The organism is Cereibacter johrii (genome assembly GCF_001720585.1).
GTDB lineage: Bacteria > Pseudomonadota > Alphaproteobacteria > Rhodobacterales > Rhodobacteraceae > Cereibacter_A > Cereibacter_A johrii.
In genome coordinates, this window is record NZ_MABH01000162.1 from 1 (window position 1) to 14997 (window position 14997).

General features: G+C 68.3%; 13 protein-coding genes and 1 pseudogene. 1 reads left to right on the top strand and 13 read right to left on the bottom strand.

From position 1 onward, the window contains the following. Positions 1-184: pseudogene (locus A9O63_RS14460) on the top strand (LysR family transcriptional regulator); the annotation flags it as partial. Positions 185-373: 189 nt separating this feature from the next. Here the strand turns inward: A9O63_RS14460 and A9O63_RS14465 are convergent. From A9O63_RS14465 to A9O63_RS14525, 13 genes are all read right to left on the bottom strand, one after another. Further along, the gene (locus A9O63_RS14465) at positions 374-949 is read right to left on the bottom strand and encodes a cob(I)yrinic acid a,c-diamide adenosyltransferase (protein WP_069332576.1); all 576 of its coding nucleotides are present in this window, start codon (positions 947-949) and stop codon (positions 374-376) included. Beyond that, complete coding sequence (locus A9O63_RS14470; protein WP_069332577.1) at positions 950-1993, bottom strand: gamma carbonic anhydrase family protein; 1044 nt, start codon at positions 1991-1993, stop codon at positions 950-952. Continuing rightward, on the bottom strand, positions 1986-2273 hold the full coding sequence (locus tag A9O63_RS14475) for a hypothetical protein (RefSeq protein WP_069332578.1): 288 nt from the start codon (positions 2271-2273) through the stop codon (positions 1986-1988). Before A9O63_RS14475 ends, A9O63_RS14470 begins: the two co-directional genes overlap by 8 nt. A 3-nt stretch (positions 2274-2276) precedes the next feature. After that, entirely contained in the window at positions 2277-3968 is a 1692-nt protein-coding gene (locus A9O63_RS14480) for a methylmalonyl-CoA mutase family protein (RefSeq protein WP_069332579.1), read from the bottom strand. After that, positions 3961-4932, bottom strand: coding sequence for a methylmalonyl Co-A mutase-associated GTPase MeaB (gene meaB / locus A9O63_RS14485; RefSeq protein WP_069332580.1), 972 nt, complete (start codon positions 4930-4932; stop codon positions 3961-3963). The genes A9O63_RS14480 and meaB overlap by 8 nt, the downstream gene beginning before the upstream one ends. Beyond that, a complete protein-coding gene (locus tag A9O63_RS14490) occupies positions 4932-6377 on the bottom strand; it encodes a phenylacetate--CoA ligase family protein (RefSeq protein WP_069332581.1) in 1446 nt (481 codons plus the stop codon). The genes meaB and A9O63_RS14490 overlap by 1 nt, the downstream gene beginning before the upstream one ends. Then, positions 6377-6784, bottom strand: a complete 408-nt coding sequence (locus A9O63_RS14495) for a cobalamin B12-binding domain-containing protein (protein ID WP_069332582.1) — start codon at positions 6782-6784, stop codon at positions 6377-6379. The genes A9O63_RS14490 and A9O63_RS14495 overlap by 1 nt, the downstream gene beginning before the upstream one ends. A 189-nt stretch (positions 6785-6973) precedes the next feature. Next, positions 6974-8335, bottom strand: a complete 1362-nt coding sequence (locus A9O63_RS14500) for a TRAP transporter large permease (RefSeq protein ID WP_069332583.1) — start codon at positions 8333-8335, stop codon at positions 6974-6976. Next, the gene (locus A9O63_RS14505; RefSeq protein WP_069332584.1) at positions 8335-8955 is read right to left on the bottom strand and encodes a TRAP transporter small permease subunit; all 621 of its coding nucleotides are present in this window, start codon (positions 8953-8955) and stop codon (positions 8335-8337) included. The genes A9O63_RS14500 and A9O63_RS14505 overlap by 1 nt, the downstream gene beginning before the upstream one ends. 100 nt (positions 8956-9055) lie before the next feature. Beyond that, positions 9056-10111, bottom strand: coding sequence for a TRAP transporter substrate-binding protein (locus A9O63_RS14510; protein ID WP_069332585.1), 1056 nt, complete (start codon positions 10109-10111; stop codon positions 9056-9058). A 184-nt stretch (positions 10112-10295) separates the two neighbouring features. After that, positions 10296-11180 (bottom strand): 3-hydroxybutyryl-CoA dehydrogenase, encoded by an 885-nt coding sequence (locus A9O63_RS14515; protein WP_084295938.1) that lies wholly within the window; start codon positions 11178-11180, stop codon positions 10296-10298. A gap of 527 nt (positions 11181-11707) precedes the next feature. Then, on the bottom strand, positions 11708-12358 hold the full coding sequence (locus A9O63_RS14520; RefSeq protein ID WP_069332586.1) for a GntR family transcriptional regulator: 651 nt from the start codon (positions 12356-12358) through the stop codon (positions 11708-11710). Positions 12359-12702: 344 nt separating this feature from the next. Beyond that, positions 12703-14994 (bottom strand): molybdopterin guanine dinucleotide-containing S/N-oxide reductase, encoded by a 2292-nt coding sequence (locus tag A9O63_RS14525; protein ID WP_069332587.1) that lies wholly within the window; start codon positions 14992-14994, stop codon positions 12703-12705. Positions 14995-14997 lie beyond the last annotated feature (3 nt).

Consider the following 14997-nt stretch of genomic DNA (forward strand, 5'->3'; position numbering starts at 1 on the left):
TTTCCTCGCGCGCCCCGAAGGGCTGCGGCTGCTGGCCTGCCGGCTGCCGGACGGCGCGCGGATGGAGCGGCCGATCCTGCTCGCGACCCACGCCGACCTCGCCGCCTCGCGCCGGGTCCGGGCCGTGTCCGACGTGCTCGCAGAGGGGGTCCTGTCCCGGAGGCAGGCGTTGGAGGGCGCCTGAGCACCGTCCGGGCGAGAGGATGCGCGACCGGGACCGGAGCCCCGCGGCTTGATCGAGCACCGCACCGCCGGTCTTCCGCGCGATCATGCGGACGGGCGGGATCCGCCGCCGCGGCATGTTCGGCCCCGACGGCGTCGGCGGAGCGGGCCGGTCGTCTTCCTGTGCGATGTCCGTCCCGGATCCGGTGCTTCAGCTCCGCGAGAGGCTCTTCTGCGACTGCCAATAGTGCTCGGCCACCCCCTCCTGCCTCGCGACCGCGCGGGCCATGACGAAGAGGAGATCGGACAGCCGGTTCAGATAGGCGAGCCCGGAGGCGCCGTCCTGCGGCTCGTCCGCGAGGAGCGACACGAGCCGGCGCTCCGCACGCCGGGCCACGCAGCGGGCCACATGGAGGGCGGCGATGGCGGCCGATCCGCCGGGAAGGATGAACTCCTTCAGCGGAGGCAGCTCCGCATTCAGCGCCTCGAGGATGTCGTCGAGGCGCGCGACATGGGCCTCCGACAGGAGCGGCGCCAGCGGCATCGAGAGCGCGCCGCCGAGGTCGAACAGGTCGTGCTGCAGAAGCGACAGTGTCTCGCCGAGCGCGGCCCCCTGCGGCGAGCCGGCGATCAGGGCCTGCGCGAGGCCCAGCTGGCTGCTCAGTTCGTCGACCGTGCCGATCACCTCCATCCGGGGGGCGTCCTTGTCCACCCTCGCCCCGTCGGAGAGGCCGGTGGTCCCGGTGTCGCCGGTGCGCGTGACGATCTTCGTGAGACGGTTTCCCATTCACTCCTCCCCGGGCTGAAGCATCGGCTGGTGCGACGTGCCGGCGAACTGCACGGCATAGTCGCGATACATGGGCAGGGTCGCGGCCAGCATTCCGCGGCGCGCGTCGGTCATGTCGGCGATGGGGCGCGCGGGCCGCCCCGCCCAGACCTTGCCGCCGGTGAGGCGCTGGTCGGGCTCGGTCTCGGTGCCGGCCGCGACGAGCACATCGCTCTCGATCACGGTGCCGGCCGCGATGCGCGAGCCGATGCCGACGAGGCTCGCCCGCTCGACCCGGCAATCGACGAGGAGGACATTGTGGCCGATGGTGACGTCGGGGCCGATCTCCACGTCCCGCGTCTCGCAGAGGATCGTGCTGTTGTCCTGCACGTTCGTGCCCTCGCCGATGCGGATCTCATGGCCGCCCGCCTCGAGCCGGCAGCCATACCAGACGCCCGCCCCCTCCCCCATGGTCACGCGGCCGGCGACGGTCGCGGTGGGGGCCACGAAGACATGGCCCCCAGGCGCCGCACGGCCGTCCGGGCTGGCCTTTCCGGAGGAAGGGTCGTTCCGCGTCTGCTGATGGTAGGAGGCGAGCTCGGAGGCCGAGACGGGGGCCACGCGCTGCGCCGGGCTGCCGGAATAGAGCCAGCCCGCCTCGAGCTTCGAGCGCGGAAAGACCACCGATCCCGCCGTGACGACCACCCCGTCCGCCACTTCGGAGCCGTCGAGGATGACGGCCCCCCGCTCGATCACGCAATTGTCGCCGATGGTGCACGCATGGATCACCGCGCCCTTGCCGGCGGTGACATTCTGGCCGACATGGGTCGGATAGACATCGTGCGCGATATGGACGGTCGCCCCCTCGCCGAGGTGGAAGTCGTCGCCGATATGGATGTGGTGGCCGTCGGCCCGGATCACGGAGCGCGCGCCGAGCCAGAGGCCCCGGCCGAGCCTCGCGCGCCCGAGGACGGCGGCCCCCGCGCCCGCGAAGGCGGGCTCGCCCGCGAACTCCGGCGACATGCCGTGGTAGGCGGCGATCAGGGGCGGACATTTCTCACGCATCGGGGGCACCTCGCTGAAGATAGAGCCGGGCGTTGGCCGCCTCGGCCTGCGCGATCTTGCGGACCGTCTCGGACGGGATCCGGGTCATGAGATCGGCGCAGTAGCGGGCGAGGTCGCCCCGCACCTCCGCCCCCATGGCACGGGCCAGAAAGAAGCGGTGGAGCGCCAGCTTGCCATGGCCGGTTTCGACGGAGTGGCGCAGCAGCTCCTGCGCCGCGGCGCGGTCGCCGTTGCGCGCCTGCCGGGAGAGCTGCTGGGCCTTCTTGCGAAGCTGTCCCATGGCTCAGAACACCGGCGTTTCGCGGTAGACACCCCAGATCGTCTTCAGCTTCTCGACGATGTCGCCCATGGTCGCCCCCTCCTTCACCAGCTGGATGGTCACGGGCATCACGTTGGCGCTCTCGTCCCTGGCGACCGCGACCAGTTCGTCGAGGAGCGCCTGGACCCTGGCCTCGTCGCGCCCGGCGCGCACCGAGCGCGTGCGGTCGATCTGCCGCTTGGCGGTCGTCTCGTCGTAGGGATGGACCTCGATCTTCACATGGCTCTCGTCCATCACATAGCGGTTCACGCCGATCACCGGCTTCTCGCCCGACTGCTTGCGCAGCGCCGTCTCGTAAGCGAAGTCCGCGATGTGCTTCTGGAACCAGCCTTCCTCGATCAGCTTGATCGCCCCGCCGCGCTCTTCCACCTCGTCGAGGATCTCGAAGATCTTCTTCTCGTAGTCGTTGGTCAGGCTCTCGACGAAATAGGACCCGCCGAGAGGATCGACCACCTGCGTCACGCCGGTCTCGTCGGCGATCACCTGCTGGGTGCGCAGCGCAAGCTGCATCGCATGTTCGGTGGGAATGGCGAAGGCCTCGTCATAGCCGTTCGTATGGAGCGACTGCGCGCCCCCCAGCACCGCCGCCAGCGCCTGGGTCGTCGTGCGCATGACATTGACCATGTATTGCGGCTTGGTGAGCGAGGCCGCCGCGGTCTGGCAGTGAAAGCGCAGGCGCATCGACTCGGGCTTCTTCGCGCCGAACCGCTCCTTCATGATCTTGGCATAGCAGCGGCGCAGCGCGCGGAACTTCGCGATCTCCTCGAAGAAGTCGGCCTGGCAGACGAAGAAGAAGGCGAGCCGCGGGGCGAAGTCGTCGACCTCGACGCCGGTCTTCAGCACCTCCTCGACATAGACGATCAGATTGGCCAGCGTGAAGGCGGCCTCGTGCAGCGGCGAGGAGCCCGCTTCCGAGATATGGTAGCCCGAGATGTTGATCGGGTTGTAGCGCTTCATCGTCCGGGTCGAGTGGGAGATGATGTCGCGCACGATGCGGACCGAGGGCGCGATCGGGAAGATATATTCCTTCTGCGCCATGTACTCCTTCAGGATGTCTGCCTGCACCGTGCCGGACACCTTGTTCAGGTCGTAGCCCCGCTCCTCGCAGAGCGCGATATACATCGCGAGCAGGATCCAGGCGGTGGGATTGATGGTCAGCGAGACCGAGATCTTCTCGAGATCGATCCCGTCGAGCAGCGCGCGCATGTCGGCCAGCGTGTCGATGGCCACGCCCTCGCGGCCCACCTCGCCGTCCGACATCGGATGGTCACTGTCGTAGCCCATCAGCGTCGGCATGTCGAAATCGGTCGAGATGCCGGTCTGGCCCTGCTCGATCAGGAACTTGAACCGCTTGTTGGTGTCCTCGCCGGTGCCGAAGCCCGCGATCTGGCGCATGGTCCAGTTGCGGCCGCGATACATGGTCGGATAGGGCCCGCGCGTGAAGGGATATTTCCCCGGCAGGCCGATGTCCTCGAGCGGCGTGTCGGCGATGTCGGCGGCGGTGTAGGTCCGCTTCACCGGGAAGTCGCCCAGCGTGTAGAACTGCTCCTTGCGCTCGGGCGCGCGGGCGATGAATTCGGCGACCTCGGTACGTTCCCAGTCCTCGACCGCTTGCGCGATCTCGTCGGTGCGGGCGTGCGAGAGGGTGTCAGACATGGGGTTTCTCCATCGAGAACTGTTTCACGATGCCGCTCGCGGCGGCGTAGGGGTCCGTCTGGCGCGCCGCGACGCGCCGGCCCTCCGGCTCGAAGGCGGGATGACGGCGCAACCTCTCGAGCATCAGGGCTTCGGCCGCCTTCTTCAGCCGGAAGACCGAGATCTGCTCGCGCCGGGCGGCACCTGCGGGGCCGTCGAGATGGGCGAGATGCTTGCCGAAGCCCGAGATCAGCTCCTCGAAGCCCTGATCGTCGTAGGAGCTCGTGCCGATCACCGGCGGCAGCCACCCGCGGGTGAGCGCGCTTCCCAGACCGTCCTTCAGCATGGTCTTGAGGTCGGTCAGGGTGCGGTTGGCGTCCGAGCGGTCGCATTTCGAGACCACATGCAGATCGGCGATCTCGAGGATGCCGGCCTTGATCGCCTGGATCTCGTCGCCGAGCCCCGGAGCCGAGACCACGACCGTCGTGTGCGAGGCCTTGGCGATCTCGACCTCGTCCTGGCCCACGCCGACCGTCTCGATGATGATCCGGTCGAAGCCCGCGAGATCGAGAATGTCCACCACATCGAGCGCCGCATGGGCCATGCCACCCACCGCGCCGCGGGTGGCCATGGAGCGGATGAAGACATTGGGATCGAGCACGAGATCCGACATGCGGATGCGGTCGCCGAGGATCGATCCCCCCGAATAGGGGCTCGACGGGTCGATGGCCACCACCGCCACCCGCTCGCCCGCATCGAGGAGCTTGCGCACGAGCTTCGAGACCATGGTCGACTTGCCCGAGCCGGGCACGCCGGTGATGCCCACCACATGCGCCTTGCCGGCGCGCCTGTAGATCTCGCCGATGGCCTCGCGCACCTCGGGCGTTCCGGCCTCGGCGCGCGAGATCAGCCGGGCCACGGCCCAGGTCTCGCCGCGCGCTGCGGGCTCGATCAGGTCGAGCGACGGAATGTAGGGTCTTGCCATCAGCTCGACACCTTCTCCTGACGGCGGAGCATCTCGGCGAAGGCGGCGCGGTCGTCGATGACGCGCTTGGCCTTGAAATCCGTCCGCGGGTGGGTGTTCGGCGCCACGATCTCGATCACCGACCGCAGGCCGAGCATGCTGTGCAGATGCGCGGCAACCTGCGCATGGAAGGCGCGCCGGACGTCCTCGCCCCGCTCCCAGCGCTCGGGGTCGAGCTCGACCGAGATCATCATCTCGTCCATCGTGCCCTCGCGGGTGATGAAGATGCGGTGCTCGCCGCCGTAGCCCGGCAACTGGCAGAGCGCCGCCTCGATCTCGGACGGATAGACGTTCTCGCCGCGGATGGTGATCATGTCGTCCACGCGGCCGATGATGCCCATCGGAAGCTGCGGATAGGTCCGGCCGCAGGGCGTGGGATCGTTGGTCCAGACCGTCAGATCGCCGGATTCGAGCCGGATCATCGGCTGCGACATCCGCTCGAGGTGGGGATAGACCGGCGTCCCGCGCTGGCCGTAGGGCACGCGACGGTGCGTCTGGGGATCGCAGACCTCGGTATAGACGATGTCCTGCCAGCAGAGCATCCCGGGCGTCTCGCGCGAGCCGCCCACATGCATCCAGGGCGTCATCTCTCCCATGGAGCCGCTGTCATAGACCTTGGCCGCATAGAGATCCTCGATCCGCTCGCGGATCGACGGGATCGAGGCGCCGGGCTCGCCCGAGAAGAACATGTATTTCAGCCCGAACCTGCGCGGGTCGAGCCCGTCCCTGATCGCGGTCTCGGCGAGGTGGATCGCATAGGTGGGCGTGCCGTAGAAGCCTGCGGGCTTGAGGATGTCGAGCCACTGGGCGCAGCGCGAGGACATGCCTGCGGCGCCGGCGCCGAAGGGGAATGCCTTGGCCCCCAGCCGCTCGGCCCCCGCCAGCGCGCCCCAGCTGCCCATGTAGAGGCTGAAGATGGCCGCCACGCAGATCGTGTCGCCCGGGCGCATGCCCATGGCCCACATGATCCGCGCATGGGCGTTGGCGATGGCGCGCCAGTCGCCCTGCGAGACCGCAAAGGCGGTGGGGCGGCCGGTCGTGCCGGAGGTGCCGTGGACATGGAACACCTCGGCATCGGGCACGCAGAGATAGTCGCCGAAGGGCGGATGCGCGGCCTGCGCGGCCCGGAGGTCGGCCTTGCGGATCACGGGCACCTTCTCCTCGAAATCCTCGAGCGACTTCAGGTGCGACGGGTGGAAGCCCGCCTCGTCCCACTTCCGCCGGTAGAAGGGCGCATGGTCCCAGGCATAGGCGCAGATCGCCTGCAGACGGGCCAGGATGGCGGCCTCGCGCTCCGCCTGCGGCATGGTCTCGCGGTGCGGGAACCAGTAGCGGCTGTCCGCCTGCGGGAAATAGCCGTCGTCGAAGCGCGGCGGCCAGGACCATTGCTCCATCGCCGCGGTCATCAGCGGTCTCCCCGCGCCTTCACCAGACCCGTGAGCGTGTCGATGATGTGCTGGGGCGGCGTGTCCTGAAGCAGCACCTCGGCCACGCCCATCCTCTTGAGTTCGATCACGTCCTCGTCGGGCATGACGCCCCCCGCGACCACGATCATGTCCTCGACCTTGTGCTCCTTCAGCAGCGCGAAGATCTTCGGAAAGACCGTCATCTGCACGCCCGACAGGAGGCTCACGCCGAGGATGTCCACATCCTCCTGCACCGCGGCCGTCACCACCTCCTCCGGGGTGCGGTGGAGACCGGAATAGACGACATCCATCCCGGCATCGCGCAGGGTGCGGGCCACCACCTTCACGCCGCGGTCATGGCCATCAAGACCAACCTTCGCGAGCAGCACACGGATCTGGGTCGACATGGGTTCCTCCCGTTCATTCCGAAGTCGAAATTTCGTATACGGAATGCGAAGCAATGATTCTTGTCAAGCAGCGATGTCGGCGGAGACTGGATTACCGAACTCAGGCGCAGGATGGGCCGCGGCCCGAGAGGCCACGGCAGAGGGGGCGAAGGCGCGCGTCAGGCGGGCCCGCGCTCGAGGAGAGGCTCGTCAGCGCGACATGGCGGGCAACCAGACCGCGAGGGCCGGGAAGACGAACACCAGCGCCAGCGCGAAGAGCTGGATGAGGATGTAGGGCACCACGCCCTTGTAGATGTCGAGCACGGTGATCTCGGGCGGCGCCACCCCCTTGATGTAGAAGAGCGCGAAGCCCACCGGCGGCGTCAGGAACGATGTCTGGAGGCAGATCGCGAAGAGGATCGTGAACCAGACCAGATCGAAGCCGAGTTGCTGGACCGCGGGCGCCACCAGGGGCAGCACGATCAGGGTGATCTCGATCCAGTCGAGGAAGAAGCCGAGGATGAAGACCGCGAAGAGGATGGCGATCACGATGCCGTTCGGCCCGAAGGGCAGACCGAGGAGCGCGGCCTCGATGACCTCGTCGCCGCCAAGCCCGCGCAGGACCACGGAAAAGGCGGTGGCACCGAGGAAGATGCCGAAGATGAAGGCCGTGGTCCGGGTCGTGGCATAAAGCGATCTGCGCAGCACCGGCAGGCTCAGACGCCCGTTGAGGGCCGCAAGGAGGAGCGCGCCGAAGGCGCCCACGCCGGACGCCTCGGTGGGCGTGGCGATCCCCATGAAGATCGAGCCGAGCACGCTCAGGATCAGCACGGCCGTGGGGACGATGGCCAGCACCGTGTCGAACACCAGCCGCAGCGTGATCCGCTCGGGGTTGGCCGGCGTCGGCGCGATCGAGGGCTGGAACAGCGGCCGGATGATCGCGTAGGCGATATAGAGCAGCCCCAGCATCAGCCCCGGAATGAAGGCGCCCATGAAGAGCGCCCCGACCGAGGCCTCGGGCGTGGCGAGACGGTCGGCCATCATCACCAGCATGATCGAGGGCGGGATCAGGATGCCGAGCGTGCCGGTGGCGCAGGCCGTTCCGGCGGCGAAACTGCGCGAATAGTTGTTCTCCATCATCGTGGGCAGCGACAGCATCCCGAGCAGCACCACCGAGGCGCCGATGATGCCGGTGGTGGCGGCCAGCAGGACGCCGATGATGATGACGGTCACGGCATAGCCGCCGCGCACCCGGCCGAAGAGGCGCACCATGTCGTGCATCAGCCGCTCGGCGATGCCCGACTGGTCGAGCATGATGCCCATGAAGGTGAACATCGGCAGGGCGACGAGGGCCTGGCTCTCGACATTGCCCCAGATCCGTTCCGGGAGCAGCGCGAGAGACGAGTCATAGTCGAACCAGAGGTCCGCTCCGAACTGCTCGACCGAGAGGACGCCGATGACGGTCCAGATCACCGAGGTGCCGCCCAGCACCCAGGCGACCGGGAAGCCGGTCATGAGGAGGATGACGAAGGTCCCGAACAGGCCGGCGACGTAGAGCTCTTCCAGCAGCATCAGCGGTCGGTCCTCGTCTCGATCGGAAGGGGGCGCGGCATGCCGAAGAGGACGGCGGTGACGCGCATCAGCCGCGACAGGGCCGCCACCAGCAGCAGGAGCACCGAGAGCGCCATCGCCGACTTGGCGATCCAGCGGTGCCCGAGACCGGCCGGCGCCGTGCTGCGCTCGCCGCTGCGGTAGGCTTCGAGCGCGAAGGGGATGGTCTCGTGCGCCGCCACCGCCAGAAACGGCAGCAGAAGCAGCAGGATGCCTGCGAATTCGATCCAGCAGCGCGCCCTCGGGCGGAGCCGCTCGTGTATGACGTCCACCCGCACATGTTCGTCGAGCGCCAGCGTGTAGCTCAGCCCGAGCAGCCAGGCGCTGCCGACGAGGTGCCATTGCAGTTCGTCAAGGGCGATGGTGCTCGTGCCGAACAGGTAGCGGCTGACCACGGCCCAGGCGATCAGGCCCACGGTGACGAGCCAGAGCCACGAGGCCGCCTTGCCGATGACGATCAGCACGGCATCGATCCGCAGGCTCGGGGCCGTCTGCGGCAGGGTGCCGGCAGGCGGCATCCTCTCGGACGAAGGGGGCCCGGGCGGCGCGTCCGGACCGGCAGGCGCACTGCCGTTGGCCATGGCTGAAAATCCTTTTCTGGAGAGGGAACGGGTCGGGCGGCTCGCGCCCGGCGAAGGGCACGACGCCGCCCGGCGCCGCGCCCCTCCCGCGCGGCCGGTGTCAGTCCAGCTTGGGATAGAGATAGGCGCGCTCTTCCCAGACCCTGTAGGATTTCAGGAACTCGTTCTGGCTCTCATAGACGCGCTTGAAGTCCGCATTCTTCGCGGCCTCCTCCTCCAGCACCTCGTCCGTGACCGCCTTGAGCTGCGCCAGAACCTCGTCGGGGATCTGCTTGGCGGAGATGCCGTCCTTCTCGAACCCTTCCAGAACGGCGCCGTTCAGGAATTCCCCCTCGGCCAGCGCCCGCGTGACGGCGGCCGTGCAGACCGCCTCGATCAGCGCCCTCTGGCTCTCGGTCGTCTTCTCCCACTCGGCGTTGTTGATCAGGAGATATTGTGCCGTGAAGGGCTGGTGCCATCCCGGGAACAGGTTGAACTTCGCGACCTGACCGAAGCCCAGCGCCTTGTCGATGGCGGGCATCGAGAATTCGGTGGCGTCGATCGTGCCGGTCTCGAGCGCCTGGAACAGATCGCCCGAGGGCAGGACGGAGACCGAGGCGCCGAGCTTCTCGATCACCTTGCCGCCCAGACCCGCGAAGCGGATCTTCAGACCCTGATAATCCTCCACCTTGGAGATCTCGTTCTTGTACCAGCCCGCGGTCTCGGGGCCGATGATCCCGCACAGCTGGGCGCGCACATTGTAGCCCGCATTGGCATAGACCTCCTGCAGCAGGTCGTGCCCCTCGCCGTAGTAGTACCAGGCGGTGAAGGCCCAGGGCTTCATCCCGAAGGGCACAGCCGCAAAGAGCGGCACAGCGGGCACCTTGCCCTGATCGTAGCCGATCCAGGTGTAGCCCACCGGCACCTTGCCGTCCGAGACCGCCTGCAGGATGTCGAAGGCGGGCATCAGCTTGCCGGGCTCGTAGACCCGGACCTCGATCGATCCGCCGGAGGCCTTGGTCAGCATGTCGGCGACCCAGGGCGAGGGCGAGCCCAGCCCCGGCAGGTTCGATCCGAAGCCGATCGGCATCTTCCAGCGCAAATCCTCGGCGGATGCCATGCCGGCCGTCAGGGCCAGCGCAAAACCGAGCATCGTCTTCACACATGCGCGTCTCATTCAGTCTCCTCCTCTGTGTCTGGATCGGGCGGCAGTGCGGGACGGGTTCGCGGCGCTGACGCTCCGCCCCCCTCCTCGCCCGGATCGACAGGGCCCTCCCGCCCTCCCTTCCGGTGTTGGCTCTTCGGTTCGTGTCTTGCTGCGGGTGTCGGGTCGGTTGCTCCTTCGCGGCAGGGACAGGGGATCAGCGGGTCGGCACCGGCACGCCATCGGCGGCGCGGGAGTCGTAGAAGCCGCGGCCGGACTTCCGCCCGAGCCAGCCCGCCTCCACGAATTTGACGAGGAGCGGACATGGCCGGTATTTCGAGTCTCCCAGCCCGTCGTGCAGCACATTCATGATGGCAAGGCAGGTATCGAGGCCGATGAAGTCGCCGAGTTCCAGCGGACCCATCGGATGGTTGGACCCGAGCCTCATCGCCGCATCGATCGAGGCCACATTGCCCACGCCCTCGTAGAGCGCATAGACCGCCTCGTTGATCATCGGCACGAGCAGCCGGTTGACGATGAAGGCCGGGTAATCCTCGGACGTGGTGGCGGTCTTGCCCAGCGTGGCGACGACCGCTGCCACCGAGGCGAAGGTCGCCTGATCGGTGGCGATGCCCCGAATGAGCTCGACGAGCTTCATGACCGGCACGGGATTCATGAAATGCAGCCCCATGAACCTCTGCGGCCGGTCGGTCACTGCGGCCAGCCGGGTGATCGAGAGGGACGAGGTGTTCGTGGTGAGCACCGTCCTGTCGGCGAGAAGCGGCGTCAGATCCCGGAGGATCCGCTTCTTGACCTCCTCGTTCTCGGTCGCGCATTCGATCACGAGATCCGCGGCGCCGATCGGGTCGAGCGCCGTCGTGATCTGCACGCGGTCCAGCATCCTGTCCCGCTCCTCCACACTCATCGTGCCCCTGGTCACCGCGCGCCCCGTCGATCCGGAGATCCGCGAGCGGGCGGCGTCGAGCTGCGACTGCGACAGGTCGCTCAGCCGGACGTCGTAGCCGGCCTGCGCGAAGACCTGCGCGATCCCCGCGCCCATCTGGCCGGCGCCGATCACTCCGACCGAGGTTATCATGTGCATGGCTGCTTCCTGACTCGCGGTTGTGACATGCAGGGGCTCGGCCCGTCCGGCGGCCCGGCAGGCAGGTTGGACCGGCAGCGCCGGAGGATGAGGATGACCGGTCGCCCTCTCGACGGGATCGAGCCGGAGGCGGAAGGCGCATTCGACCCGGCCGAACCGGATGCCGCCGAGCCCTCCCTCGCCCCGCATCCCGCAGCCGATATTCCGTATACGAAATGCGAATAGCGCCGTCCTGTCAAGCCTGACGTTCGGCAGGATTTCCCGAAAGTGAGACTCTGGGTTCAGGCGGGGCCGATCATGCGCAGATCGGACGGTCGGATGGACGGCGTGTCGACGGCGTCAGGTCGATCCGTCCGACTCTCCTGCCGTCTTGCAATGGAAGGGCGAAGCGGTCCCGCAGGCGGGACAGCCTGGGGCGCGCGCCTGCCCTGCCTCGTTCCGCGAGCCCTGGCAGGCGTCCCGCGCCCGCCTGAACCGAGAGGTTCAGGGGCGCAGGCAAGCCGCCACGGGTCGCCCAACCCGGGCCGTCAGGTTTCCAGACGCACCTTCCGCGGCGCGGCGTTCTCCATATGCGCCTTCATCAGCCCGGCGGCGCTGTCGCCGTCGCCCCGCACCATGGCGTTGAAGATCTGGTCATGCTCCTTCCAGACCCGGAGCGTCGTTCCGGGAACGCTCAGGACCTCGCTCATGGCGCGCTGCAGGTGCCGCCAGTTCAGCGTCATCGTGTCCGCGATGATGAGGTTGCCGCTCAACCGATAGATCAGCCCGTGAAAGTCCATGTCGGCCCGGAGCGCGGCCGCGTGATCGCCGCTCTGCACGCAGCTCTTGCCGCGGGCGATGATGTCGCGTCCGATGGTGATGGCCTCGTTCGTCATCCGCGCCACCGCAAGCTCCACCGCCAGCGGCTCGATGGCGGTGCGGAACTGGTAGATCGAATCGAACAGATTCTGGTCGATGGGCGCCACGATCACGCCGCGCTTGCCGGTGTCCTGAACGAACCTCTGCGCCTTCAGCATGGCGATCGCGCTGTTGATCGGCTGCCGCGAGACGTTCAGGCGCAGGGCCAGCTCGTCCTGATTGAGCCGGTCGCCCGCCTTGATGTCGCCCGTGCAGATGGCCTCCAGAAGCGCGTCGTAAGCCTGCTCCACCAGCGTCTTGCTCGGCCGAAGTGCTTCCATGGCAGGATTCCCGTTCCCCAGTCTTCGAGACACTCCTACAGAATAGGGAACCGGCGGTAAAACTCAACGCCTCGCATTTCGTATACGACGCAGCGTCGCAGCGCGGCTTCCGGCGAGGCGGACGAGGAAGGCCCCGGGGCCATGGACCCGGGTGCGCGTCACGTCCCCTTCCCTTGAGGGCTCGACATCGCAAGCCGACGGCCCCGGCTCCTGTTCGGGCCCATCGTCCTTCGAACGGCCAGCCGCGCGCGGGCCGGCCAGAACCATCCGCCGGGCGCGCCGGTCAGGCGGTCAAGAGCTCCGGCCGGTCGCAGGCCGGCCAGAACCGTCCGCCCGCACCGCGGTCAGGCGGTCAGGAGCTTCGGCCGGTCGAAGGCCGTCACCCGCGCGTCGGCATTGATCGGACCCCGCAGCTCGACGAGACAGGACTGAGCCGCGCAGCCCTGAGCGAGCGAGGAGGTTCCCACATCCTGCGTCAGGACGTTCGGGTTGCCGTGCTTCTCGAGGCCGTCGGGCTGCGGATCGTACCAGGAGCCGGTCGCCATCCGCACCACGCCCTCCATGACGGCCGGGTTCACCCGCACCGCCCCGAGGCAGCGGCCGCGGCTGTTGAAGAGCTCGACCACGTCGCCGTCCGAGAGGCCGCGCCGGGCTGCGTCGGCCGGATTCACATGCACGAGCTCGCGGTCGTCCTGCTTCGCGCCGCGGCTGTGCGGGCTCATGTCGAGCTGGCTGTGCAGCTTCTGCGACGGCTGGTCCGAGATCAGGTGCAGCATACCCTCGGCCCGCCCGGGCGCGCCCAGCCATTCCCGCGGCGCGCGCCATTCCGGGTGGCCCGAACAGTCCGGGAGGCCGAAGGAGGCGATGGCCTCCGAGAAGATCTCGATCTTCCCCGAGGGGGTGGAGAGCGGATGCGCCTCGGGATCGGCGCGGAACGCCTCGAACATCACCACGGGCGCCGCCTCGGAGGAGAGATCCACGAGCCCCTCCTCCCAGAAGGTCTCGAATTCGGGGATCGCCACGCCCTTCTCGGCCCAGCGGCCCCGCATCTGGCCGTAGAGATGGCGCAGCCAGCCCATCTCGTCGCGCCCCTCGCCGAAGGGCTCCGAAAGGCCCAGCCGCTCGGCCAGCGCGAGGAAGATGTCGTAATCGTTGCGCGCCTCGGCGAAGGGCGGCCGGATCTGGCGCATGGCCACGAGGAAGCCCTCCTGCGAGGAATAGCCGAGATCGTTCCGCTCCATCGCGGTGGTGACGGGCAGCACGATGTCGGCCCGCTTGGCCGAGGCGGTCCAGAAGGGCTCGTGGATCACGATGGTCTCGGGCTTCCGCCAGGCCATCTCGAGCCGGTTCAGGTCCTGATGATGGTGGTAGGGGTTGCCGCCCGCCCAGTAGATCATGCGGATGTCGGCATAGGTGCGCCGCGCGCCGTCGTGCAGGAACTCCGCCCCGGGGTTCAGCAGCATGTCGGCAATCCGCGCCACGGGGATGTAGCGGGCGACCGGGTTCAGCCCCTGCGACAGGGTCGGGCCCGGCAGCTTGCGGTGCGGCGTGCCCATCGTGTTCGCGGGCCCGTAGCCCGCGCCGAAGCCGCCGCCCGGCAGGCCGATCTGGCCCAGCATGGCCGCAAGCGTCACGAACATCCAGAAGGGCTGCTCGCCGAACTCGGCCCGTTGCAGCGACCAGGCGATGTTGAGCATGGTGCGGTGATCGACCATCTCGCGGGCGAGGCGCACGATCCGCTCGGCCGGCACGCCCGTGAGCGGCTCGGCCCAGTCAGGCGTCTTGGCCACCCCGTCCGCCTCGCCGGTGAGATAGGGCAGGAACCGGTCGAAACCCGTGCAGTGGGTGGCGAGAAAGCCCGTATCGTGCCGCCCGTCGGCCACGAGCTGCCAGGCCAGCGCCAGCATCAGCGCCGTGTCGCTGTTCGGCCGGCACCGGATCCATTCCGCCCGGCAGACGGGATCGAGATTGTCCTCGCAGGGGCCGATGTTGATGAAGCGCACGCCCGCCTCGGCCATGGCCTGCAGGCCCGGCGTCACGCGGTGGAAGCCCGCCCCGCCGGGCGAGCTCTGCGCATTCTTGCGCGGCACGCCGCCGAAGGTGACGAAGAGCTCGGTATGCTCGGCCATCACGTCCCAGGTCGTGTGCTGGGACATGAGATCGTCCATCCGCGCCACGATCCGCGGCATGATGACATGGGCCGCCCCCAGCGAATAGGAGGCCGTATGCCAGACATAGCCTCCGGCCGTGTTCAGGAAGCGGTGCACCTGGCTTTGCGCATGGTGGAAGCGCCCCGCGCTGGCCCAGCCGTAGGAGCCGCCGAAGATCGCCTCGTTGCCATGGGTGCGGCGCACCCGCTCGACCTCGGCCGCGACCAGATCGAGCGCCGTCTCCCACGACACTTCGACGAAGGGCTCCTTGCCGCGCAGATGCGGATCCGCCCCCGGGCCCTTCTCGAGCCAGCTCTTGCGCACGGCGGGCCGGGCCACGCGGGTATCGAGGATCGCGGGGTCGAGCTGATGCAGCCCGATTTCGGAGGGATCGGGATCGCCCGTCAGCGCGGCGAGCCGGGGCTCTCCGGCCTCATCGGCATGGACCTCGTAGATGCCCCAGTGCGAGGCGGTGTAGCGGGTCATCCG

Coding starts and splice junctions, on each gene's coding strand:
- A9O63_RS14465 (WP_069332576.1), bottom strand. CDS start 949: ATGGGAAACCGTCTCACGAAGATCGTCACGCGCACCGGCGACACCGGG.
- A9O63_RS14470 (WP_069332577.1), bottom strand. CDS start 1,993: ATGCGTGAGAAATGTCCGCCCCTGATCGCCGCCTACCACGGCATGTCG.
- A9O63_RS14475 (WP_069332578.1), bottom strand. CDS start 2,273: ATGGGACAGCTTCGCAAGAAGGCCCAGCAGCTCTCCCGGCAGGCGCGC.
- A9O63_RS14480 (WP_069332579.1), bottom strand. CDS start 3,968: ATGTCTGACACCCTCTCGCACGCCCGCACCGACGAGATCGCGCAAGCG.
- meaB (WP_069332580.1), bottom strand. CDS start 4,932: ATGGCAAGACCCTACATTCCGTCGCTCGACCTGATCGAGCCCGCAGCG.
- A9O63_RS14490 (WP_069332581.1), bottom strand. CDS start 6,377: ATGACCGCGGCGATGGAGCAATGGTCCTGGCCGCCGCGCTTCGACGAC.
- A9O63_RS14495 (WP_069332582.1), bottom strand. CDS start 6,784: ATGTCGACCCAGATCCGTGTGCTGCTCGCGAAGGTTGGTCTTGATGGC.
- A9O63_RS14500 (WP_069332583.1), bottom strand. CDS start 8,335: ATGCTGCTGGAAGAGCTCTACGTCGCCGGCCTGTTCGGGACCTTCGTC.
- A9O63_RS14505 (WP_069332584.1), bottom strand. CDS start 8,955: ATGGCCAACGGCAGTGCGCCTGCCGGTCCGGACGCGCCGCCCGGGCCC.
- A9O63_RS14510 (WP_069332585.1), bottom strand. CDS start 10,111: ATGAGACGCGCATGTGTGAAGACGATGCTCGGTTTTGCGCTGGCCCTG.
- A9O63_RS14515 (WP_084295938.1), bottom strand. CDS start 11,180: ATGCACATGATAACCTCGGTCGGAGTGATCGGCGCCGGCCAGATGGGC.
- A9O63_RS14520 (WP_069332586.1), bottom strand. CDS start 12,358: ATGGAAGCACTTCGGCCGAGCAAGACGCTGGTGGAGCAGGCTTACGAC.
- A9O63_RS14525 (WP_069332587.1), bottom strand. CDS start 14,994: ATGACCCGCTACACCGCCTCGCACTGGGGCATCTACGAGGTCCATGCC.